Below are 18,919 nucleotides of genomic sequence, written 5' to 3'. Positions count from 1 at the left end.
GGAAAACCAAGCCATGGCGAATGTCGAACAGGTCGAGCCAAAAAAGGGACCTTCCCTTGTTATCCAGCTCGCCATGCTCTTGGGGATGACGGGCGCCGCCATCGGCATGGGCTGGCTGTCCGGCGGCTATCTGAAAGCCGCTGGCGGGCCGGTGCCGGTACCGGTGGCCCCGGAAAACGAAGGCAGCACCGGAAAGGCCGCGGGCGCCGAAGGTCACGGAACCGGGGCCGGACCGGCGCTTGTCGCGCTTCCACCGATCACCACCAACCTCGCCTCGCCGTCGGAGATCTGGATAAGGCTCGAGGCATCGGTGGTCTATGACGCGCCGCAGCCGTCGGCGATGACCGACGAGATCCACCAGGATCTACTGGCCCTGGTGCGCACGTTGAAGATGCATCAGATCGAAGGCGCCAGCGGCTACCAGCACCTGAAGGCCGACCTCGAGGAGCGCGCCGCCATTCGCAGCGGCGGTCATGCCAAACAGATTCTGATCAGGACATTGCTGCTCGAATGAGAAGATTTCTTGTCGCCGCGGCGCTGTTGATCGTCGCCACATCCGTCGCCAGAGCCCAGCAGCTGGATCTCGGCGGCATCGGCAAGGCCGACGGCACCACCGTCGGCTACATCATCCAGATGTTCGGCCTGCTCACCGTGCTGTCGGTGGCGCCGGGCCTGCTGATCATGGTGACGAGCTTCACCCGCTTCGTCATCGCCTTCTCGATCCTGCGCGCCGGCATCGGCCTGCAATCGACTCCGGCCAATTTGATCCTTATCTCGCTGTCGCTGTTCATGACCTTCTATGTGATGGCGCCGACCTTCGACCAGGCCTGGAACACCGGCGTCAAGCCGCTGATGGACAACCAGATCAGCCAGACCGAGGCATTCGAGAAGATTTCGGACCCGTTCCGTACCTTCATGCTGCGCAATGTGCGCGACAAGGATTTCGACCTCTTCGCCGACCTTGCCCGCGAGCGCGGCCAGGTCGTTGCAAAGGAGACCGTCGACCTGCGCATCCTGGTGCCGGCCTTCATGATCTCGGAGATCCGCCGCGGCTTCGAGATCGGCTTCCTGATCGTGCTGCCGTTCCTCGTCATCGACCTGATCGTCGCCACCATCACCATGGCCATGGGCATGATGATGCTGCCGCCGACCGTCGTGTCGCTTCCCTTCAAGATCCTGTTCTTCGTTTTGATCGACGGCTGGAACCTGCTCGTCGGCAGCCTGGTGCGATCCTTCACCTGACCGTCCGGCCAAACGCGGCGCCTGCAAGAATTTCCCGCAATATATTTTCGGTTAACCGTCCGATTTAGCGCTTTGGTAGGGACTTGCCACCATAGTCGCGGCAGATGGCGGGTGATCTGTTTCAGCGATCATTGGCATGATGCCGCACCGTCATACCGGACAAGCCGGTATGTCAAAAAAACACGTGTAAAAACAAGGTACGAGTAGCCATGTCCAGTATCATGACCAACGCCTCGGCGCTGACCGCGCTGCAGAGCCTGAACTCCACCAACAAGCAGCTTGAAATGACGCAGGCCCGCATTTCGACCGGCTACCGCGTCGCCACCGCCAGCGACAACGCCGCCTACTGGTCGATCGCCACCTCGATGAAATCCGACAACAAGGCGCTTTCCGCCGTTCAGGACTCCCTCGGCCTCGGCGCCGGCAAGGTCGACACCGCCTACACCGCCATCAATGACGTCAAGGACCAGGTCGACCTGATCAAGTCCAAGCTCGTCACCGCCCGTGGCGCCAGCCAGGAAGACCAGCAGAAGATCGCGACCGAAATCAACGCCATCCAGGCGCAGATCAAGTCGTCGGTCACCAACGCCAATTTCGCCGGCTCGAACCTGCTGCAGAACGACGGCGCCGCCGCTTCGGACCTGAAGATCGTCGCTTCCTACAACCGCACCGGCGCGACCGTCACCATCGACACGATCGATGTCGCGGCTGCCGACACGCAGGTTCTCGACGTCGCCGGCACCGGCGGCATCGTCGGTGGTCTGCTGGCCACGACCTTCTTCGATCCGAGTGCAGCTGCGGTTACCGACGCCGCCATCGACACCGCACTCGGCAACGTTGAAACGGCGCTTAGCTCACTGTCCACCGGCGCTGCCTCGCTCGGCGCCGCCAAGTCGCGTATCGACACCCAGAAGAGCTTCCTGTCGAACCTCAGCGACTCGATCGACAAGGGCGTCGGCGCTCTGGTCGATGCCGACATGAACAAGGAATCGACCCGCCTGCAGGCCCTTCAGGTCCAGCAGCAGCTCGGTATCCAGGCGCTGTCGATCGCCAACGGCAATTCGCAGTCCATCCTGTCGCTGTTCCGCGGCTGATCGCCTTCCAAACTCCAACTATCTGGCATCGGGCCGCGCCATCAGCGCGGCCCGATTTTCGTTGTGAAGATGTTACCGTTTTTCGTTGTCAAAGCATGGTGTTAACGCGCCATTAACGATATCGCGATACTCATGGTTAACCATTCGCTTAGGACGGGCAGACCACCAGTTGGTCGACAGGCATGACGCTCCCGCCGAACAGGTTGACCGGCATGCGCGAGGCATGCCTGCTTTGAGAAGAGGTGTATCTTGGCAAGCATCATGACCAACGCCGCGGCGCTGACCGCGCTGCAGAGTCTCAACGCCACCAACAAGCAGCTTGAAACGACGCAGGCCCGCATTTCGACCGGCTACCGCGTCGCCACCGCCAGCGACAACGCCGCCTACTGGTCGATCGCCACCTCGATGAAATCCGACAACAAGGCGCTTTCGGCTGTTCAGGACTCGCTCGGCCTCGGCGCCGGCAAGGTCGACACCGCCTACACCGCCATCACCGACATCAAGGACCAGGTCGACCTGATCAAGGCCAAGCTCGTCACCGCCCGTGGCGCGAGCCAGGACAACCAGCAGAAGATCGCGACGGAAATCAAGGCCATCCAGGACCAGATCAAGTCGTCCGTCACCAATGCCAGCTATGCCGGCTCGAATCTGCTGCAGAATGACGGCTTGGCCGCTTCTGACCTGAAGATCGTCGCTTCCTACAACCGCACCGGCACGACCGTCGCCATCGACACGATCGACGTCACGGCCGCCGACACCCAGGTTCTCGACGTCGCCGGCACCGGCGGCATCGTCGGCGGCCTGCTGGCCACGACCTTCTTCGACCCGAGCGCCGCCGCGGTCACCGACACCGCCATCGACACTGCACTCGGTAACGTTGAAACCGCGCTTGCCAGACTGTCGACCGGCGCTGCCTATCTCGGCGCCGCCAAGTCGCGCATCGACACCCAGCAGAGCTTTCTGTCGAACCTCAGCGACTCGATCGACAAGGGCGTCGGCGCCCTGGTCGATGCCGACATGAACAAGGAATCGACCCGCCTGCAGGCGCTCCAGGTCCAGCAGCAGCTCGGCATCCAGGCGCTGTCCATCGCCAACGGCAACTCGCAGTCCATCCTGTCGCTGTTCAAGAGCTAGGCCCAGGCAAATTTTTCCATTCGGATTGACAAGCATTTCTCTTCGGATTGAAAGGCCGCGCCCGGGGCGCGGCCTTTTCGTTTCCGCCTATCATCCTCGCACAAGCTTCGCGGTCTAGTGTTCCCACGGACAGTCTTGCTGGGAGCCGTAGAATCGTGCCGGAACAGATCCAGAGCATCATCTCGAATCTCCAGGGATTTGGCGTCAAGCGCCTCGCCATGCTGGGCGGCATCGCCGCGCTGGTCATGGCCGTCATCGGCGTTGCCTCGGTCTATCTCAACCGGCCGGCCTACGAGACGCTCTATGTCGGGCTTGAACGCTCCGACGTGAACCAGATCGGCCTGGTGTTGGGCGAAGCCGGCATCGGCTTCGACGTCGGCCCCGACGGCACCACCGTGCTGGTGCCGGCCGGCACCACCGCGCAGGCGCGCATGCTGCTTGCCGAGAAGGGTCTGCCGACCAGCGCCAATGCCGGCTACGAGCTGTTCGACAATGTCGGCTCGCTCGGCCTGACATCCTTCATGCAGCAGATCACCCGGGTGCGGGCACTGGAAGGCGAGATCGCGCGCACCATCCAGTCGATTGCCGGCATCAAGGCGGCGCGCGTCCACATCGTCATGTCAGAGCGCGCCAATTTCCGCCGCGACGAGCAGCAGCCCTCCGCCTCGGTGGTCATCCGCTATTCCGGCATCGATGCCGAAAAGAGCGCCATGTCGATCCGCCATCTCGTCGCCGCCGCCGTTCCCGGTCTCTCGGCCGACAAGGTGACGGTGCTCGATTCCAACGGCAACCTTCTGGCGGCCGGCGACGACCCTTCCAACACCAGCGCCGCACGCACGCTGGGCGTCGAGCAGACGGTGGAGGCGCAGATCGGCGACAACATCCGCCGCGCGCTGACCCCCTATCTCGGTCCCGACAATTTCCGTGCCAGCGTCAAGGCCGACGTCAACACCGACACCCGCCAGACCGAAGAGACGATCTTCGATCCGGAGTCGCGCGTCGAGCGTTCCGTGCAGTCGGTGCGGGCCAATGAGAACAACAACCAGAAGCAGGCGTCGGCCCCGACAAGCGTCGAGCAGAACCTGCCGGAGACCCAGACCACCAGCACCGAGGGCCCGCAATCCTCCTCCCAGAACGACCGCAAGGAGGAGATCACCAACTACGAGATCAATTCGAAGAAGATTGCCACCGTCTCCAACGGCTATTCGGTCACCAAGATGTCGATCGCCGTGGTCGTCAACCAGCAGCGGCTGGCAACCATCCTCGGCAAGGACGCAACGCCCGAACAGATCGCCAAGCGCGTTGCCGACATCCAGAAGATGGTGGCTTCGGCCACCGGTTTCGACGACAAGCGCGGCGACGTTATCGACGTCTCGGCAGTCGAGTTCATCGACGGGCTGGACGGCGAGCCGATCGAACAGCCTGGCATGCTGGCATCGATCGGAACGCATGCCGGCACCCTCATCAACGCCGGCGCCTTCATCGTCGTGGTGTTCCTGGTGGCTTTCTTCGGTCTGAGGCCGATGGCAGCTGCTCTGACGGCAAGGGCAACGCCAGCCCTCGCCGGTCCGAGCTTCGAGGACGTGCAGCGTTCGCTGCCGCCCCCCGACCCCGCCGCTCTCGAAACGGCGGCCGCTCCGGTCGCCTTGCCGGGCACCCGCCCCGGCTCCACCCCGCTTGACGACCTTCGCCAGAAGATCAGGCCCGCGCCGCAGGACCGCCTTGCCCGCATGGTCGACATCAATGAGGAGCGCACCGCGCATATCCTGCGCAAATGGGCCGCCCAGGAAGTCGCGGGATAAACCATGGCCTCAGTCGCCCTCTTCGACCTCCTGCCGGATTTCGGCACGCGAGCCCAGCGCGGCGCTCAGCCTCAGGCCACGAGCGAAGCCGAGCGCAAGCCGGAAGCGCCCCCGCCGCAGGCCGATATCGGCACGCTGATCGCCGAAGCCGTCGCCGTGGCCGAAGCAGCATTGGAAGCGCGCCTTGCCGTCGACCATCAGGCCGCGCTCGACGCCGAGCGCCAGGCCAATGCCGAGGAAGCGAAAGCCTTTCTCGACAGCTTCGGCGGCGATCTCGGCGCCGCCGTCGCCGCGCGCATCGAGGCAATGGAGGCACGCTTGACCGGCCTTGTCGGCGCCACGGTCGGCCGCATCGTCGGCGGCATCGTCACCGACGACCTGCAGAAGCGCTCGATCGAGGCTCTTGCCCGCACCATCGGCGAGGCCATCGCCGATTCCGAGGCAGTGCGCATCTCCGTGCGCGGCCCGCTTTCGCTGTTCGAAACACTGAAGACCTCTCTCGGCCCGCGCGCTGCGCAACTCGACTTTGTCGAGAGCCCAGGTTTCGACCTGACGGTTGCCATCGATGAAACGGTCTTCGAGACGCGCATCGCCGAATGGTCGGCCTCCCTGTCCGAGATCCTGTCATGAGCGCTGTCGAGGCCGGCGAAGCCAGGCACGAGATCATCATCGTCAAGCGCAATCATGACGACCATGACGACGGCCATCATGGCGGCGTCTGGAAGATCGCATTTGCCGATTTCATGACCGCCATGATGTGCTTCTTCCTCGTCATGTGGCTGATCAACGCCGCCAACGAGCAGACCAAGGCGGCCGTCGCCAGCTACTTCAACCCGGTCGAGTTGATCGACCGCAATTCCAGCCGCAAGGGGCTTGAAGATGTCGGCGATGGCCCGAGCAAAGTCGGGCTGACGGCCGACAACCCGCAGGACGGGGCCAGCAAGGCCGGCGAGGACGGCCAGGGCGCTGCCGGATCTTCGGACAAAAGGCAGGCCAAGGAATCCTCGCAGGCATCGGACCGCTCCGACGAACAGATGTTTGCCGACCCCTACGCGGTCCTGTCGGAGATCGCCGCCGACACCGGCGTGATGCAGAACGTCAGCGAGAAGGGCGATGGCGGGGTGCAGAATGCCGGCCCGGCGACCGGTGCCTCCGGCGGCGTATCCTACCGCGATCCGTTCGCGCCGGACTTCTGGTCGCAGCAGGTGGCCGCGCCCGGCGCCGAGGCAAGTGCCGAACGCACCAGGATCGAAGGCGATCCGGTGAAGGCCGGCGACAAGGTCGCCGAAAGTCAGGTGCCGAAGGTCAAGGCCGTGCCGCCGGCGCCGCCCGTGACGGCTGCACCGCTCGAGCCATTGGCAAAATCCGCGCCGGACAAGACGGAGCCGAAACCGGCGTCGACGGCAAAGACCGAAGCGGCAAAACCCGAAACCATGGCGAAGGCCGAGCCGGCGCCGAAGACCGAGCCCGCAGCAAAGGTCGAAACCGTCAAGGCCGAGGAGACCGCAAGGACCGATGCCGGCGAAAAGGCGCCGAGCGCCGCCACCGTCAAGGCCGCGGCCGAGGTCAAGCAGCAACTGGCCGAGGCCTTCAAGCCGGGCGACAAGCTGCGTGACGGTGTCTCGGTCGAGGCAACCGACAAGGGTGTCGTGATCTCGATCACCGACCAGCTCGATTTCGGCATGTTCGAGATCGGCTCGGCCATGCCGAGGCGCGAGCTGGTGCTGGCGATGGAGAAGATCGGCCGCATCGTCAACGGCCAGAAGGGCACGATCAGCATCAACGGCCATACCGACGCGCGGCCGTTCCGCAGCGACACCTACGACAATTGGCGGCTGTCCACGGCGCGTGCCCATTCCGCCTATTACATGCTGGTGCGCGGCGGCGTCGACGAGCGTCGCATCACCGAGGTCGCGGGCTTTGCCGACCGTCAGCCGAAAGATCGCGCCGATCCGATGGCGGCCGCGAACCGCCGCATCGAGATCCTGATGACGAGCGGCGGATGAGAGGTGCGACCATCATCGGCCGCGCCATCGGCCTGCTGCTGCTGACCGCCGGGCCGCCCTCGACCGGCTTCGCCGAGGGGGCCTTGCAACCCTATCAGCTGGTGCGCTCACTGCAGCTCGTGCAGGACAGTATTGCCGCCGGCGACCATGCGGCGCTGCCGATGCAGGCCAAGCTTCTGGAAATGGTCGACACGCGCCTGCGCGCGGCGGATGCCGAGGATTTCAAGGAGCCAAAGAATTTCCGCGCCTTGCTCGTCTACGGCATGAGCGGCGGCAACCCGGTCACGGTCGAGGCGGCGACTTCACGCGCCGAAGCGGATCCGCAAAGCCACGCCATCGCCAAGGGTATCATCGACTATCTGAACGGCCGGCCCGCCAAGGCGATAGAGGCACTGAAGCCGATCGACCCGATGACGCTGCCGAGCGACCTCGGCGCTTTCGTGGCGCTGGTCAAGGGCTCGCTGCTCGCCACCGACGAGCCGGCCGAGGCACTCGCTCTGCTCGACGACGCCCGCCTGCTCAGCCCCGGCACGCTGGTCGAGGAAGCAGCACTTCGCCGCTCCGTCGGCATCGCTGCGGCGCAGGGCGACGCGGCGCGCTTCGCCCTTGCTTCCACCCAGTATGTCGCGAGCTATCTCTATTCGCCCTATGCCAGCCAGTTCGCGGACTCCTTCGTTTCGGGCATCATCACGCTGCACATGGCGATCAGCCAGGACAAGCTCGCCGACATCACCGCGATGATGGATCCCGAACGCGAGAAGGTGATCTATCTGCGTATCGCTCGCCGCGCGGCGATCGACGGACTGACGGATCTCTCCGCCTTTGCCGCGGCCAGGGCCGAGCAGGGCCGCAACGGCAACAACAACGAGAACGATCCGCGCGCCCAGCTCTACTCCAGCCTGTCCACAGTGACGTCGGGCACAATCGACGACGTGCGCGCCAAGCTGGGCAAGATCGACCGCAGCAGGCTTTCGCAAAGCGACCGCGACCTGCTCGATGCCGCGCAAGCCATTGCCGGCGAAGTGGTCGCGCCGCCCGCCCCCCTTCCCGCCCAAGAACCCGGCCCTGCCGCCGCGCCGAAACCCGAGACCGAAACCGCCGCAACGGACAAATCCGACGAGGCCGGCCTGCCGCCGGTCGAAGGCGTGATGTCCGAGCAACCGGCAGCCGAAGCATCGGCCCCTGCCGCAATGCCGTCGGAGGCGCCGGCCGTGGCCGCCGCGCCGCCGGATAAATCGTCAGCGGCTTCTGCTTCCCCGACGGCGGCGGCGCAGGGCTCCGCGCCTGCCGCTGCACCGGCTGTCGCGTCCGCGTCCACCGATGCCCCGGTGCCGCAACCGGCATCGGCATCGGCTGGCGGCCTCGATCCGCACGATCCCACCGACGCGGTGATGATCAACACGCGCCATCAACTCGACCTGATCGACCAGATGCTTGGAGCCGCTCCGAAATGACCACCAGCCTCGGCCAGGCCCTTCCGGGACTTGTTTCCACGCGCGCGCCATCCAAGGCGGCGGCGACGAACGGCAGCAGCGAGACGTCAAGCTTCGACGACATGGTGCGCGGCACCGAAAAGCCGGCCGGACCGGAAAGCCAGCCGAACGACGCCGGGCCGCACGGCGCACGATGGGCCAAGGGTGCGTCGGTGAACCTTGGCAAGGTGCAGCCCGACCACGAGCCGTCAGCCAGGGCCGCTTCGCCGAAACAGCCCGCCGGCAGGATCGCGAAGGCGGATGCCGACACCGATACGGGCAAGGCCAGTGACGACGCGGAACCGGCCGCGCAAAGCGCGAATGTGGCATCGCTTCAGGACCGCCTGCCGTTGCTGATGGCCCTGCATGACATCCGGCAATTCTCGGCGGCGGCCAAGGCGGAAGGAAGCGCGGCCACGGCCAACGGGGAGACAGCCGAGTCGACGCTCGAAAGCCAGCCACTGCCCGCGCAGCAACAGCTTTCCTCCTTGAAGAAATCCCGCTCAGGCTCCGGCTCCAATGCGCACGATGTCGGCTCCATCGCAAAGGCCGAACGCATCGCCAACGGCGTGAGCCTTCCAGGACAGCTCCGGCAGCCGGACGTCGTTGGCTCCGTCCTCAACGGGCCGCCGCGTCCAGATGACGACACTACGATCCCGTCGAAGGACAAGATCGCGACAGACGTGCCGGCATCACCGGCAAAGCGGCCCGCGCCTGGGTCGAAGAGCCTTGAAGCCATCAGATCGGCGATGCCCTCCGAACAGGGCAAACAGGCTACGTCCGCCGCACGCATCGACGTCGTCGCCGAGCAGAGCTTCCCGGCCCCAGCGCAAAGCCCGATGAGCCAGACGACATCGGTCCTGATTGACGCCATCACGTCCGACAGCGGCCTGCGTCAGGCCTTTTCGACGGCCTCCGCGAGCCCGCAGATGGCCAGCTCTGTTGCCGTTCCGACACATATTCTGAGGATCGAGCTTCACCCGGCCGAGCTTGGCATGGTCACCGCCAGCCTACGGCTTGCCGGCGAGCAGCTTTCGATCGAATTGAAGCCCGAAACCCATGAGGCATACCGCCGTCTGGCGGCCGACAGCGAGGCCATCGTCAAGTCGTTGCGCGGGCTCGGTTTCGACGTCGACAAGGTCGCGATCCTGCAACCTTCGATAGCAGTCCCCACGGCCGCCCGCGCCGATGCAAGCAGTTCCCTGCCGATGTCGACGGGGCGCGAACAGTCCGCCTTTCAGTCCGGCGACCCGAGCGGCGGCAATGCCGGTTCCGGTGGCCAGCAGCCGGGAAGGAACTACCCCAATGACGCACAGGAAATCGGCCGTGCTGTTTCGCCTGCTCGCGAGCGCACTGGCGACGGCATGTTTATCTAGCGTCACCGCCGGCGCCGCGAACGCGGCCGGCAACCCTTGCGAGCCGGAGATCCTGCGCGCCGCCGACCGTTACGGCGTGCCCGCCGGCATCCTCTATGCCGTCGGACTGACCGAGACCGGCAACAAGGGCAGCCTCCAGCCTAACGCTTTGAACATAGAAGGAAAAGCTGTCTTCCCCAGGAGCCGGGCCGAGGCCCTGGCAACGTTCGAGACTGCCCGCCGCGAAGGCAAGACGCTGATCGATCTCGGCTGCATGCAGATCAACCACCACTATCACGCCTCGCATTTCCGCAGCGTCGCCGACATGCTCGACCCGCGCCAGAACGTCGACTACGCGGCGCGGTTCCTGGCCAGTCTCCATGCCCGTCACCTGACCTGGTCGATGGCGGTGGCCCGGTACCATGCCGGGCCCGACAACGATCCGGCGCAGAAGATCTATGTCTGCCGCGTCATCGCCAACATGGTCGCCACCGGCTTCGGGAAATGGACGCCCAACGCTCGCGATTTCTGCAATCCATGATTGCAGATCGCGCGACAGCCTCGCCGACTTTCTCAGCCCTGCTGGAGGCAGCCGCGCCCCCGCAAGACGCAGCCGCCGATACACCGCCGATGCACCCATGCGACCGCGCTTATTTACGCGTCCCAAAAAAACTCCCAAGAAAATAGCTACAAGAAATGACGGTTGTTCAGGATTCCCGCCACCGGATACGCCTTTTTCCACGGGGCAAATGAGCTGATTCGGAGGGCGGGCCGATGATCGTGATCGTTGACGAGCGAGAGCTCGTAACTGAAGGCTATAACTCACTTTTCGATCGCGAAGGCGTCGCCTGTGCAGGCTTCGCTCCGGGCGAATTCGGGGAATGGGTGAACTCGGCGGCCGACACCGATTTGCGCTCGGTCAGGGCCTTCCTCATCGGCGACTGCCGGGAAGGCGCGATTTCTCCACGCCAGATCCGCGACCGCACCGGTGCTCCGGTCATTGCGCTGAGCGAGCAGCACTCGCTCGAAAACACGCTTCGGCTGTTCGAGAGCGGCGTCGACGATGTCATCCGCAAGCCGGTTCACATCCGCGAGATCCTGGCCCGCATCACCGCCATCCGCCGCCGCGCGCAGGAAGACGCGCCCTATACCGAGGTCGGCTCGATGCGCATCTTCATGGACGGCCGCGATCCCGAGATCGACGGCCAGCCGCTGCCCTTGCCGCGCCGCGAGCGCCGTATCCTCGAATATCTGGCCAGCAATCGCGGACGGCGCGTAACCAAGACCCAGGTCTTCAACGCCATCTACGGCATCTTCGACGAGGAGGTCGAGGAGAACGTGGTGGAAAGCCATATCAGCAAGCTGCGCAAGAAGCTGCGCGAAAAGCTCGGCCACGACCCGATCGATTCCAAGCGCTTCCTCGGCTATCGGCTGGTGTTTTGATGCTCGCGCCCGCTCGGCCCGCGCCAGCCTCGCGCAAGACACAGGGCATAGGCTCGCGACCACTGTCATGGACCCCACTCTCGGGGCATTGAGGAGACGTTTCGATGAGCCTGTACGGAATGATGCGGACCGGCGTTTCCGGCATGAACGCGCAGGCAAATCGCCTGTCGACCGTCGCCGACAACATCGCCAATTCCGACACCACCGGCTACAAGCGGTCCTCGACGGAGTTTTCGACGCTGGTGATGCCGAGCACCGGCGGCGCCTACAATTCGGGCGGCGTCACCACGACGGTCCGCTCCTCGATCAGCGCCCAGGGCGTGCTCCAGTACACCACTTCGGTGTCGGACCTGGCGGTCAATGGCGACGGCTTCTTTGTCGTCCAGGATCCGAGCGGAACGCCTTACCTCACCCGCGCAGGTGCCTTTGTTCCGAACGCCGAGGGCAAGCTGGTCAACGCCGCCGGCTACCAGCTGATGGCCTACAGCTACGACAACGGCGTGCCGGCCGCCACCGCCAACGGCTTCGAGGGCCTTGTGCCGGTGCAGATTTCCGACCAGGAAATGACGGCGACCCCCAGCACCGAGGGCACCTTCACCGGCAATCTGCCGGCGGGCGCAACGACGGTTGCTGCCGGCAGCCTGCCCTCGACCAACAGTGCGACCGCCGAATACACGTCGAAGTCCTCGCTGGTCGCCTATGACAATCTCGGCAACAAGGTGCTGCTCGACGTCTATTTCACCAACACCGGAACCGGCACCTGGGAAGTCTCGGTCTTCGACCAGTCCCAGGCCACCGCCGGCACGTCCTTCCCCTATACGGGTGGCGCACTGGGTTCGGCCAACCTGACCTTCGACACCACCACCGGCAAGCTCACGGGCGCCGTCGACAGCATCTCGCTCACCGTGCCGAACGGCGCGGCCCTGAGCATCGATCTGTCCAAGCTGACCCAGCTCGGCACCGGCTACACGGTTTCAGAAGCTGAGGTCAACGGCAACGCCCCGAGCACCATCGAGAGTGTCCAGATCGGCGAGGACGGCGTCATCTACGCGCAGTACGAGGACGGCTCCACCAAGCCGCTCTACAAGATCCCGCTGGCTGACGTGACCAGTCCCGATCGCCTCACCGCATTGCCGGGCAATGTCTATTCGCAGAGTTCGGACTCCGGCGCCGTGCGCATCGGCTTCGCCAGTGAAGGCAAGCTCGGCTCGATCGTCTCAGGCGCACTCGAGAATTCCAACGTCGATATCGCCGAGGAACTCACCAACATGATCGCGGCACAGCGCAGCTATACCGCCAATTCGAAAGTCTTCCAGACGGGTTCCGACCTGATGGACGTCCTTGTCAACCTGAAGAGATAAACGACGGGCGTCCGCCCGTGAAAGAGCCGCATGTCGCTGTCTTCCGCATTGAGCATCGCCCAGTCGTCGCTTCTGGCCACGTCGAAACAGACCAGCATCGTTTCCCGCAACGTCGCCGATGCCTCCAATTCGGACTACGCCCGCCGCACCGCGGTCATCACCAGCACGGCGCCCGGCGCCCGTTCCGTGGAGGTCCAGCGGGCGGCCAACGACCTGCTGTTTCGCCAGAACCTCAGCGCGCTCTCGGCATGGAGTGGCCAGAGTGCGCTCTACAGCGGCATGGACCAGCTGGATCTCGCTGTAAACGGCGTCGACAACGCCTCCTCGCCTTCGACCGCGATCGCCAATCTGCAGAATGCGCTGCAGCTCTACGCGACGACGCCGTCCAACCAGAATCTCGGCGCCAGCGTCATCGACGCAGCCAAGGATGTCGTGCGCTCGCTGAACGACGGCACCACGGCGATCCAGGATTTCCGCACCCAGACCGACAGCCAGATCGCCACCGCCGTCGATGATCTCAACTCGCTGCTCAGCCAGTTCCAGGATGCCAACAAGGCCGTCATCTCCGGAACGCGTTCGGGCACCGACGTGTCCGACGCGCTCGACCAGCGCGACGCGCTGCTGAAGAAGATTGCCGAATATGGCCCCGTCTCGACCTTTACGCGCGGCGACAACGACATGGTCATCACCACCACCGACGGCACGACGCTATTCGAGACCGTGCCACGCTCGGTGAGCTTCACGCCGTCGGCCGGCTACACCGCCGGCACCCCTGGCAACACCGTCTATATCGACAACGTCCCGGTCTCCGCCGGCACCGGCGACAACACCAGCGCCGTCGGCAAGCTCGCCGGCCTGATCACCTTGCGCGACAGCGTCGCCGCAACCATGCAGAGCCAGCTCGACGAGACCGCGCGCGGTCTCATCACCGCCTTCGCCGAAACCGCGCCGTCGCAATCCGATGCTGCCGGCCTGTTCACCTGGTCCGGCGCGCCCGCCGTGCCGGCGGCCGGCACGCTGGTCAATGGCCTTGCCGGTTCGATCAGCGTCAACATGGCGATGGATCCGAGCGCCGGCGGCGACCCGGCGCTGCTGCGCGACGGCGGCGCCAACGGTGCGGCCTATATCCTCAACACCAGCGGCTCATCCTATTCCGACCTATTGATCGCCTATGGCGACAGGCTCGACCAGCCGATGGCCTTCGATGCCGCCGCCGGCATCACGACGACATCCAGCGTCTCCGACTATGCCGCCAACGCCATCGGCTGGTTCGAAGGCGTGCGCCAGCAGGCCTCGACGACCGCCGACGCCAAGGAAGCGCTGGCCACGCGCACGGCCGAGGCGCTGTCCAACGACACCGGCGTCAATGTCGACCAGGAAATGTCGTTGCTGCTCGATCTCGAACACACCTATCAGGCCTCGGCGCGCATGATGAAGACTGTCGACGACATGCTGTCAGCCCTGCTCGATGCCGTGGGATAATCCATGAAAGCCACATCCGTCTCCTCAGCTGCATTGTCCAATGCCATGCGCTATCAGCAGATGCGCATGCAGGCCGAACTGGTCAAGGCGACCAAGGAGTCGTCGACGGGTCAGGTCGCCGATGTCGGTCTGGCGCTTGGCGGACGCACGACTCAGGCCGTGACCTTCTCGCGCGATCTCGACCGGCTGAACGGCATCATCGATTCCAATGCGCTGGTCGCCGCCCGGCTCACATCGACCCAGGATTCGCTTGGCCAGCTCTCCGATGTTGCGCAGAGTTTCCTCTCGGCCCTGACCAGCGCCGTATCCGGCGATTCCTCGACCAGCATCACGCAGGCCGCCGGCGCCTCGGCGCTGCAGCAGATGACGGGAATCCTCAACACCGGCGTGAATGGCGAATATCTGTTCGCCGGCACCAACACCGACGTCAAGCCTATCGATGATTTCACGGCCGCCGGCTCCCCCGCCAAGGCTGCCTTCGACGCTTCCTTCGTCGCCTATTTCGGTTTCGCGCAGAACGACCCGGCCGCAGCCAGCATCACTGCTGCCCAGATGGACGACTTCATCACCACCAGCGTCGAGCCGCAGTTCCTCGGCTCGGGCTGGCAAGGCACCTGGTCGAACGCCACCGATGAACAGATCACCAGCCGCATCGCGCTCAACGAAACCACCGAAACCTCGGTCAGCGCCAACGAAGAAGGCATCCGCAAGCTCGCCATGGCATCGGCCATGGTCGCCAGCCTGCTTTCCAGCAGCACCATCAGCCAAGCGGCGAGGACTGCGGTCACCAGCCGCGCCCAGACGCTGGTCGGCGAGGCCATCGGCGGACTTGTCCAGGTGCGGTCCGAGGCCGGCCTCGCCCAGAACCGCGTGTCCGACGCCACCGATCGCATGAAAACCCAGGTCGACCTGTTCGAGAAGCATATCATCGACCTCGTAGGCGTCGATCCCGCCGAGGCCGCGACCCGCGTCGCCGACCTGACGCAGCATATCGAGACGTCCTTCGCGCTGACGGCGCGCCTGCAGCAACTCAGCCTGTTGAATTACCTGACCTGAAACCACCCACCGGAACGGCAGAGCTCCCAAGATGTACCAATTCTCCTACGCCGACATCCAGACCGACTCCGTCGCCGACGCGAAGGACCGGGAGCGGCAGCTGCTCACCCGCTCGATCGACATGCTCGCGGCGGCGGCGGCCGTCGGCCATGGTTCGATGGAAGCAGCCGAGGCGCTGCACTTCACCAACCGGGTATGGACCACCTTCGTCGAGGATCTCGGCTCCAGCGACAATGCCTTGCCCAAGGAATTGCGCGCCAACCTGATCTCCATCGGCCTGTGGCTGCTGCGCGAGGCCGAGGACATCCGTCAGGGCCGCACGAACAATTTCGAAGGCCTTATCGAAGTGTCCCAGATCATCCGGGATGGCATTCAATGACCAACACGCTGAAGATATCGCTGAAGCCGAACGAGAAGATCTACATCAACGGCGCCGTCATCCGCGTCGACCGCAAGGTCGCCATCGAGCTGATGAACGACGTGCAGTTCCTGCTCGAAAGCCATGTCATCCAGGCCGACGAGGCGTCGACACCGCTCAAGCAGCTCTATTTCATCCTGCAGGTCATGCTGATGAACCCGCAGGCGGCCTCCGAGGCGCGCGACATGTTCCGCCGCTCGCTGCCCATGCTGCTGGCGAGTTTCGAGGACGAACGGATCTGCAGCGCGCTGAAGCAGATCGACCGCATGGTCGGCGAGGACCATATCTATGAGGCGCTGAAGGCGATCCGTGCGCTTTATCCGCTCGAACGCCGCGCGCTTGGCGGCAATGACGATGTTGCGGGTGCGCCGCGCCCGCTGGCCGTGGGAGCCCGATACTAATGACCGTTGACATGACGACCACCATACCGACCGGCGCCAATTCGACCACCACGTCGACCTCCAAGACAGCGGTCGACTACCAGTCGTTCCTGAAGCTGCTGATCGCCGAGATGAAGAACCAGGATCCGACCAAGCCGATGGATTCCACGCAATACGTGGCCCAGCTCGCCACCTTCTCGCAGGTCGAGCAATCGGTGCAGACCAACACCAAGCTCGACCAGATCATGCAGTCCTCGGCCTTGTCGCAGGCCGATGCCCTGATCGGCCGTTCGATAACCTCGGCCGACGGCAAGACGTCAGGTACCGTGGCGTCGGTGCGCCTCGCCAGCAGCGGCCTTATCGCGGTGCTGGCGAACGGCACGGAAATTCCCGTGACCTCGGGCATCTCGGTCAAGGCCGCGAGCTAGTCGCGAACCATAGCCGAGGCCCGTGCCATGAACGAGGCAGACGCCCTCGATATCGTACAATACGCGGTGTGGACGGTGCTGACCGCATCCGCTCCCGTCGTGCTGGTGGCAATGGCGGTCGGCATCGGCATCGCCCTGATCCAGGCCTTGACGCAGATCCAGGAAATCACCCTCACCTTCGTCCCCAAGATCGTCGCCATCATGCTGGTGGTGGCGCTGACCGGCCCGTTTATCGGCGGCCAGATATCGGCCTTCACCAATGTTATCTTCGAGCGCATCGAAAGCGGCTTCTAGGCCCGCGCGGAAATTCCAGCGCCTTCGCCAGGTACCATTCAGCATGCCCGAAATCTTCGACCGGCTGCAGCGGGCACCCTCACCGACGCACTGTACACCGCTGCGAAGGACGCGCGACCAGGCTCTAAATTGGTCCAGAGCGCCAGGACCTTTGGATTAGTTGCGTCCCGACGTATTTTTGCCGTGCTATCCTGTTGTTGGACCATGGTCTTTTTCGAAGTGGTGTTCGCCTCCCGCGCTGCCGTGTTCCACCTCCATAGGTGGCATGACGGTGAGGGGTACGGACGTAATCAGGCGGGACAGCATTGATGATCGATGACGAGCCGGGCGGCGACCGCGTCTCGGCGTTGGCGCCCTTCCGGCACGGCATTTTCCGGGCTGTATGGTCGGCCAGCCTGGTGTCGAATTTCGGCGGCCTGATCCAGGGCGTCGGCGCCGCCTGGATGATGACCTCGATCGCCACCTCGTCCTACCAGGTCGCGCTCGTCCAGGCCTCGACCACCTTGCCGATCATGCTGTTTGCGCTGGTTGCCGGCGCCATCGCCGACAGCTTCGACCGTCGCAAGGTCATGCTGGTCGCACAGACCTTCATGCTGGTCGTTTCGGTGCTCCTCACCGTCTTCACTTACCTAGGCCTGATCACGCCGTGGACGCTGCTCGCCTTCACCTTCCTGATCGACAGCGGTACGGCGTTGAACAATCCGTCATGGCAGGCCTCGGTCGGCGACATGGTGCCGCGCGCCAAGCTGCCGGCGGCTGTCGCGCTGAACTCATTGGGCTTCAATCTGACGCGCAGCGTCGGCCCGGCGATCGGCGGCATCATCGTCGCCGCCGCGGGTGCTGCCGCTGCCTTCGCCGCCAACGCAATAAGCTATGTCGGCCTGATCATCGTGCTGTTTCGCTGGAAGCCGGATCTGCCGGTGTCGACGCTGCCGCGCGAGACGCTGGGAGCGGCGATGGGCGCCGGCCTGCGCTATGTCGCCATGTCGCCCAACATCGGCAAGGTCCTGGTCAGGGGTTTTGCCTTCGGCTTCAGCGCCGGCGCGGTGCTCGCCTTGCTGCCGCTGGTGGCGCGCGACGTCGTCAAGGGCGATGCCCTGACCTACGGCATCATGCTCGGCGCCTTCGGCATCGGCGCGGTCGGCGGGGCGCTGATCAGCGTGCGGCTGCGGCAGTTGCTGTCGAGTGAGTCGATGGTGCGCATGGCTTTTGCCGGCTTCGCCGTCTGCGCTTTCAACGCCGCCATCAGCGACCACGCCTGGCAGACCTCGCTCGGACTGCTCGTCGGCGGCGCCTGCTGGGTGATCGCGCTGTCGCATTTCAACGTCACGGTGCAGATGTCGACACCGCGCTGGGTGGTCGGCCGGGTGCTCTCGGTCTACCAGACGGCGACCTTCGGCGGCATCGCGCTGGGCAGCTGGATCTGGGGCGTCGTCGCCGACGCGCATGGCGCCGAGACCGCGCTCATCGTGGCAAGCATCGCCATGCTGGCAGGCGGCACCATCGGCCTGCTGCTGCCTTTGCCGCAGCAGGCGGTGCTCAATCTCGACCCGCTCAACCGCTTCAAGGAGCCGCCTCTCGGGCTCGACCTCAAGCCGCGCAGCGGCCCGATCGCCATCATGATCGAATACATCATCCGTGACGAGGACGTGCCGGAGTTCCTCGCCACCATGGCCGAGCGCGGCCGCATCCGCCGCCGCGACGGCGCCCGCAACTGGACATTGGCGCGCGACCTCGAAAATCCGGCGATCTGGATCGAGCACTACCACACGCCGACCTGGCTCGAATACATCCGCCACAACAGGCGCGCCACCCATGCCGACGCCGTCATCGGCGAGCGCATACGGGCGCTGCACAGCGGCAGCGAGCCGCCCCGCGTCCGCCGCATGATCGAGCGGCCGACGACCGCCGGCACCGCGCTCGTCATGCCGAAGGGGCCGATCGAGCATTAA

General features: G+C 64.8%; 19 protein-coding genes. All 19 read left to right on the top strand.

Going from position 1 to position 18,919, the window contains the following annotated elements:
- The first annotated feature begins 13 nt into the window (after positions 1 to 13).
- The 19 genes from DH08_RS03365 (at position 14) to DH08_RS03275 (ending at position 18,919) form a co-directional block, all read left to right on the top strand.
- The gene (locus DH08_RS03365) at positions 14 to 514 is read left to right on the top strand and encodes a flagellar basal body-associated FliL family protein (RefSeq protein ID WP_192177888.1); all 501 of its coding nucleotides are present in this window, start codon (positions 14 to 16) and stop codon (positions 512 to 514) included.
- Positions 511 to 1,242 carry a flagellar type III secretion system pore protein FliP gene (gene fliP / locus DH08_RS03360; protein ID WP_192177887.1) on the top strand — a complete coding sequence of 244 codons (732 nt, stop codon included), beginning with the start codon at positions 511 to 513 and terminating at the stop codon, positions 1,240 to 1,242. Before DH08_RS03365 ends, fliP begins: the two co-directional genes overlap by 4 nt.
- Positions 1,243 to 1,451: 209 nt before the next feature.
- On the top strand, positions 1,452 to 2,336 hold the full coding sequence (locus tag DH08_RS03355; RefSeq protein WP_192177886.1) for a flagellin N-terminal helical domain-containing protein: 885 nt from the start codon (positions 1,452 to 1,454) through the stop codon (positions 2,334 to 2,336).
- 249 nt (positions 2,337 to 2,585) lie between these two features.
- Positions 2,586 to 3,470, top strand: coding sequence for a flagellin N-terminal helical domain-containing protein (locus DH08_RS03350; RefSeq protein WP_192177885.1), 885 nt, complete (start codon positions 2,586 to 2,588; stop codon positions 3,468 to 3,470).
- A gap of 155 nt (positions 3,471 to 3,625) precedes the next feature.
- On the top strand, positions 3,626 to 5,272 hold the full coding sequence (fliF, locus tag DH08_RS03345) for a flagellar basal-body MS-ring/collar protein FliF (protein ID WP_192177884.1): 1,647 nt from the start codon (positions 3,626 to 3,628) through the stop codon (positions 5,270 to 5,272).
- 3 nt (positions 5,273 to 5,275) lie between these two features.
- The gene (locus tag DH08_RS03340) at positions 5,276 to 5,902 is read left to right on the top strand and encodes a hypothetical protein (RefSeq protein ID WP_192177883.1); all 627 of its coding nucleotides are present in this window, start codon (positions 5,276 to 5,278) and stop codon (positions 5,900 to 5,902) included.
- Positions 5,899 to 7,278, top strand: a complete 1,380-nt coding sequence (locus DH08_RS03335; RefSeq protein ID WP_192177882.1) for a MotB family protein — start codon at positions 5,899 to 5,901, stop codon at positions 7,276 to 7,278. Before DH08_RS03340 ends, DH08_RS03335 begins: the two co-directional genes overlap by 4 nt.
- The gene (locus DH08_RS03330) at positions 7,275 to 8,732 is read left to right on the top strand and encodes a chemotaxis protein MotC (protein WP_192177881.1); all 1,458 of its coding nucleotides are present in this window, start codon (positions 7,275 to 7,277) and stop codon (positions 8,730 to 8,732) included. Before DH08_RS03335 ends, DH08_RS03330 begins: the two co-directional genes overlap by 4 nt.
- Positions 8,729 to 10,126: a flagellar hook-length control protein FliK gene (gene fliK, locus DH08_RS03325; RefSeq protein ID WP_192177880.1), complete on the top strand. Its 1,398-nt coding sequence runs from the start codon at positions 8,729 to 8,731 to the stop codon at positions 10,124 to 10,126. Before DH08_RS03330 ends, fliK begins: the two co-directional genes overlap by 4 nt.
- Complete coding sequence (locus tag DH08_RS03320) at positions 10,056 to 10,646, top strand: transglycosylase SLT domain-containing protein (protein WP_246800667.1); 591 nt, start codon at positions 10,056 to 10,058, stop codon at positions 10,644 to 10,646. Before fliK ends, DH08_RS03320 begins: the two co-directional genes overlap by 71 nt.
- A 233-nt stretch (positions 10,647 to 10,879) precedes the next feature.
- Positions 10,880 to 11,548 carry a response regulator transcription factor gene (locus tag DH08_RS03315; protein WP_006204074.1) on the top strand — a complete coding sequence of 223 codons (669 nt, stop codon included), beginning with the start codon at positions 10,880 to 10,882 and terminating at the stop codon, positions 11,546 to 11,548.
- Positions 11,549 to 11,652: 104 nt separating this feature from the next.
- On the top strand, positions 11,653 to 12,909 hold the full coding sequence (locus DH08_RS03310) for a flagellar hook protein FlgE (RefSeq protein ID WP_192177879.1): 1,257 nt from the start codon (positions 11,653 to 11,655) through the stop codon (positions 12,907 to 12,909).
- A 30-nt stretch (positions 12,910 to 12,939) separates the two neighbouring features.
- Positions 12,940 to 14,391 carry a flagellar hook-associated protein FlgK gene (gene flgK, locus DH08_RS03305; protein ID WP_192177878.1) on the top strand — a complete coding sequence of 484 codons (1,452 nt, stop codon included), beginning with the start codon at positions 12,940 to 12,942 and terminating at the stop codon, positions 14,389 to 14,391.
- 3 nt (positions 14,392 to 14,394) lie between these two features.
- Positions 14,395 to 15,447: a flagellar hook-associated family protein gene (locus tag DH08_RS03300; RefSeq protein WP_192177877.1), complete on the top strand. Its 1,053-nt coding sequence runs from the start codon at positions 14,395 to 14,397 to the stop codon at positions 15,445 to 15,447.
- Between the two features lie 31 nt (positions 15,448 to 15,478).
- Positions 15,479 to 15,826, top strand: a complete 348-nt coding sequence (flaF, locus tag DH08_RS03295; protein WP_006204070.1) for a flagellar biosynthesis regulator FlaF — start codon at positions 15,479 to 15,481, stop codon at positions 15,824 to 15,826.
- Positions 15,823 to 16,266 (top strand): flagellar biosynthesis repressor FlbT, encoded by a 444-nt coding sequence (gene flbT / locus DH08_RS03290; protein ID WP_006204069.1) that lies wholly within the window; start codon positions 15,823 to 15,825, stop codon positions 16,264 to 16,266. Before flaF ends, flbT begins: the two co-directional genes overlap by 4 nt.
- Positions 16,266 to 16,673 (top strand): flagellar hook assembly protein FlgD, encoded by a 408-nt coding sequence (gene flgD, locus DH08_RS03285; RefSeq protein WP_192177876.1) that lies wholly within the window; start codon positions 16,266 to 16,268, stop codon positions 16,671 to 16,673. The genes flbT and flgD overlap by 1 nt, the downstream gene beginning before the upstream one ends.
- A 27-nt stretch (positions 16,674 to 16,700) precedes the next feature.
- On the top strand, positions 16,701 to 16,967 hold the full coding sequence (gene fliQ / locus DH08_RS03280; RefSeq protein ID WP_006204067.1) for a flagellar biosynthesis protein FliQ: 267 nt from the start codon (positions 16,701 to 16,703) through the stop codon (positions 16,965 to 16,967).
- Positions 16,968 to 17,275: 308 nt separating this feature from the next.
- Complete coding sequence (locus DH08_RS03275) at positions 17,276 to 18,919, top strand: MFS transporter (protein WP_192177875.1); 1,644 nt, start codon at positions 17,276 to 17,278, stop codon at positions 18,917 to 18,919.

This window comes from Mesorhizobium amorphae (assembly GCF_014843845.1).
In the GTDB taxonomy this organism is placed as follows: Bacteria; Pseudomonadota; Alphaproteobacteria; order Rhizobiales; family Rhizobiaceae; genus Mesorhizobium; species Mesorhizobium amorphae_A.
This window is presented reverse-complemented; position numbering and strand designations above follow the sequence as displayed.

Excerpts from the sequence above, each read along its gene's own strand:
- DH08_RS03365 (WP_192177888.1), top strand. The coding sequence starts at position 14 with ATGGCGAATGTCGAACAGGTCGAGCCAAAAAAGGGACCTTCCCTTGTT.
- fliP (WP_192177887.1), top strand. The coding sequence starts at position 511 with ATGAGAAGATTTCTTGTCGCCGCGGCGCTGTTGATCGTCGCCACATCC.
- DH08_RS03355 (WP_192177886.1), top strand. The coding sequence starts at position 1,452 with ATGTCCAGTATCATGACCAACGCCTCGGCGCTGACCGCGCTGCAGAGC.
- DH08_RS03340 (WP_192177883.1), top strand. The coding sequence starts at position 5,276 with ATGGCCTCAGTCGCCCTCTTCGACCTCCTGCCGGATTTCGGCACGCGA.
- DH08_RS03335 (WP_192177882.1), top strand. The coding sequence starts at position 5,899 with ATGAGCGCTGTCGAGGCCGGCGAAGCCAGGCACGAGATCATCATCGTC.
- DH08_RS03330 (WP_192177881.1), top strand. The coding sequence starts at position 7,275 with ATGAGAGGTGCGACCATCATCGGCCGCGCCATCGGCCTGCTGCTGCTG.
- fliK (WP_192177880.1), top strand. The coding sequence starts at position 8,729 with ATGACCACCAGCCTCGGCCAGGCCCTTCCGGGACTTGTTTCCACGCGC.
- DH08_RS03320 (WP_246800667.1), top strand. The coding sequence starts at position 10,056 with ATGACGCACAGGAAATCGGCCGTGCTGTTTCGCCTGCTCGCGAGCGCA.
- DH08_RS03315 (WP_006204074.1), top strand. The coding sequence starts at position 10,880 with ATGATCGTGATCGTTGACGAGCGAGAGCTCGTAACTGAAGGCTATAAC.
- DH08_RS03310 (WP_192177879.1), top strand. The coding sequence starts at position 11,653 with ATGAGCCTGTACGGAATGATGCGGACCGGCGTTTCCGGCATGAACGCG.
- flgK (WP_192177878.1), top strand. The coding sequence starts at position 12,940 with ATGTCGCTGTCTTCCGCATTGAGCATCGCCCAGTCGTCGCTTCTGGCC.
- DH08_RS03300 (WP_192177877.1), top strand. The coding sequence starts at position 14,395 with ATGAAAGCCACATCCGTCTCCTCAGCTGCATTGTCCAATGCCATGCGC.
- flaF (WP_006204070.1), top strand. The coding sequence starts at position 15,479 with ATGTACCAATTCTCCTACGCCGACATCCAGACCGACTCCGTCGCCGAC.
- flbT (WP_006204069.1), top strand. The coding sequence starts at position 15,823 with ATGACCAACACGCTGAAGATATCGCTGAAGCCGAACGAGAAGATCTAC.
- flgD (WP_192177876.1), top strand. The coding sequence starts at position 16,266 with ATGACCGTTGACATGACGACCACCATACCGACCGGCGCCAATTCGACC.
- fliQ (WP_006204067.1), top strand. The coding sequence starts at position 16,701 with ATGAACGAGGCAGACGCCCTCGATATCGTACAATACGCGGTGTGGACG.
- DH08_RS03275 (WP_192177875.1), top strand. The coding sequence starts at position 17,276 with ATGATCGATGACGAGCCGGGCGGCGACCGCGTCTCGGCGTTGGCGCCC.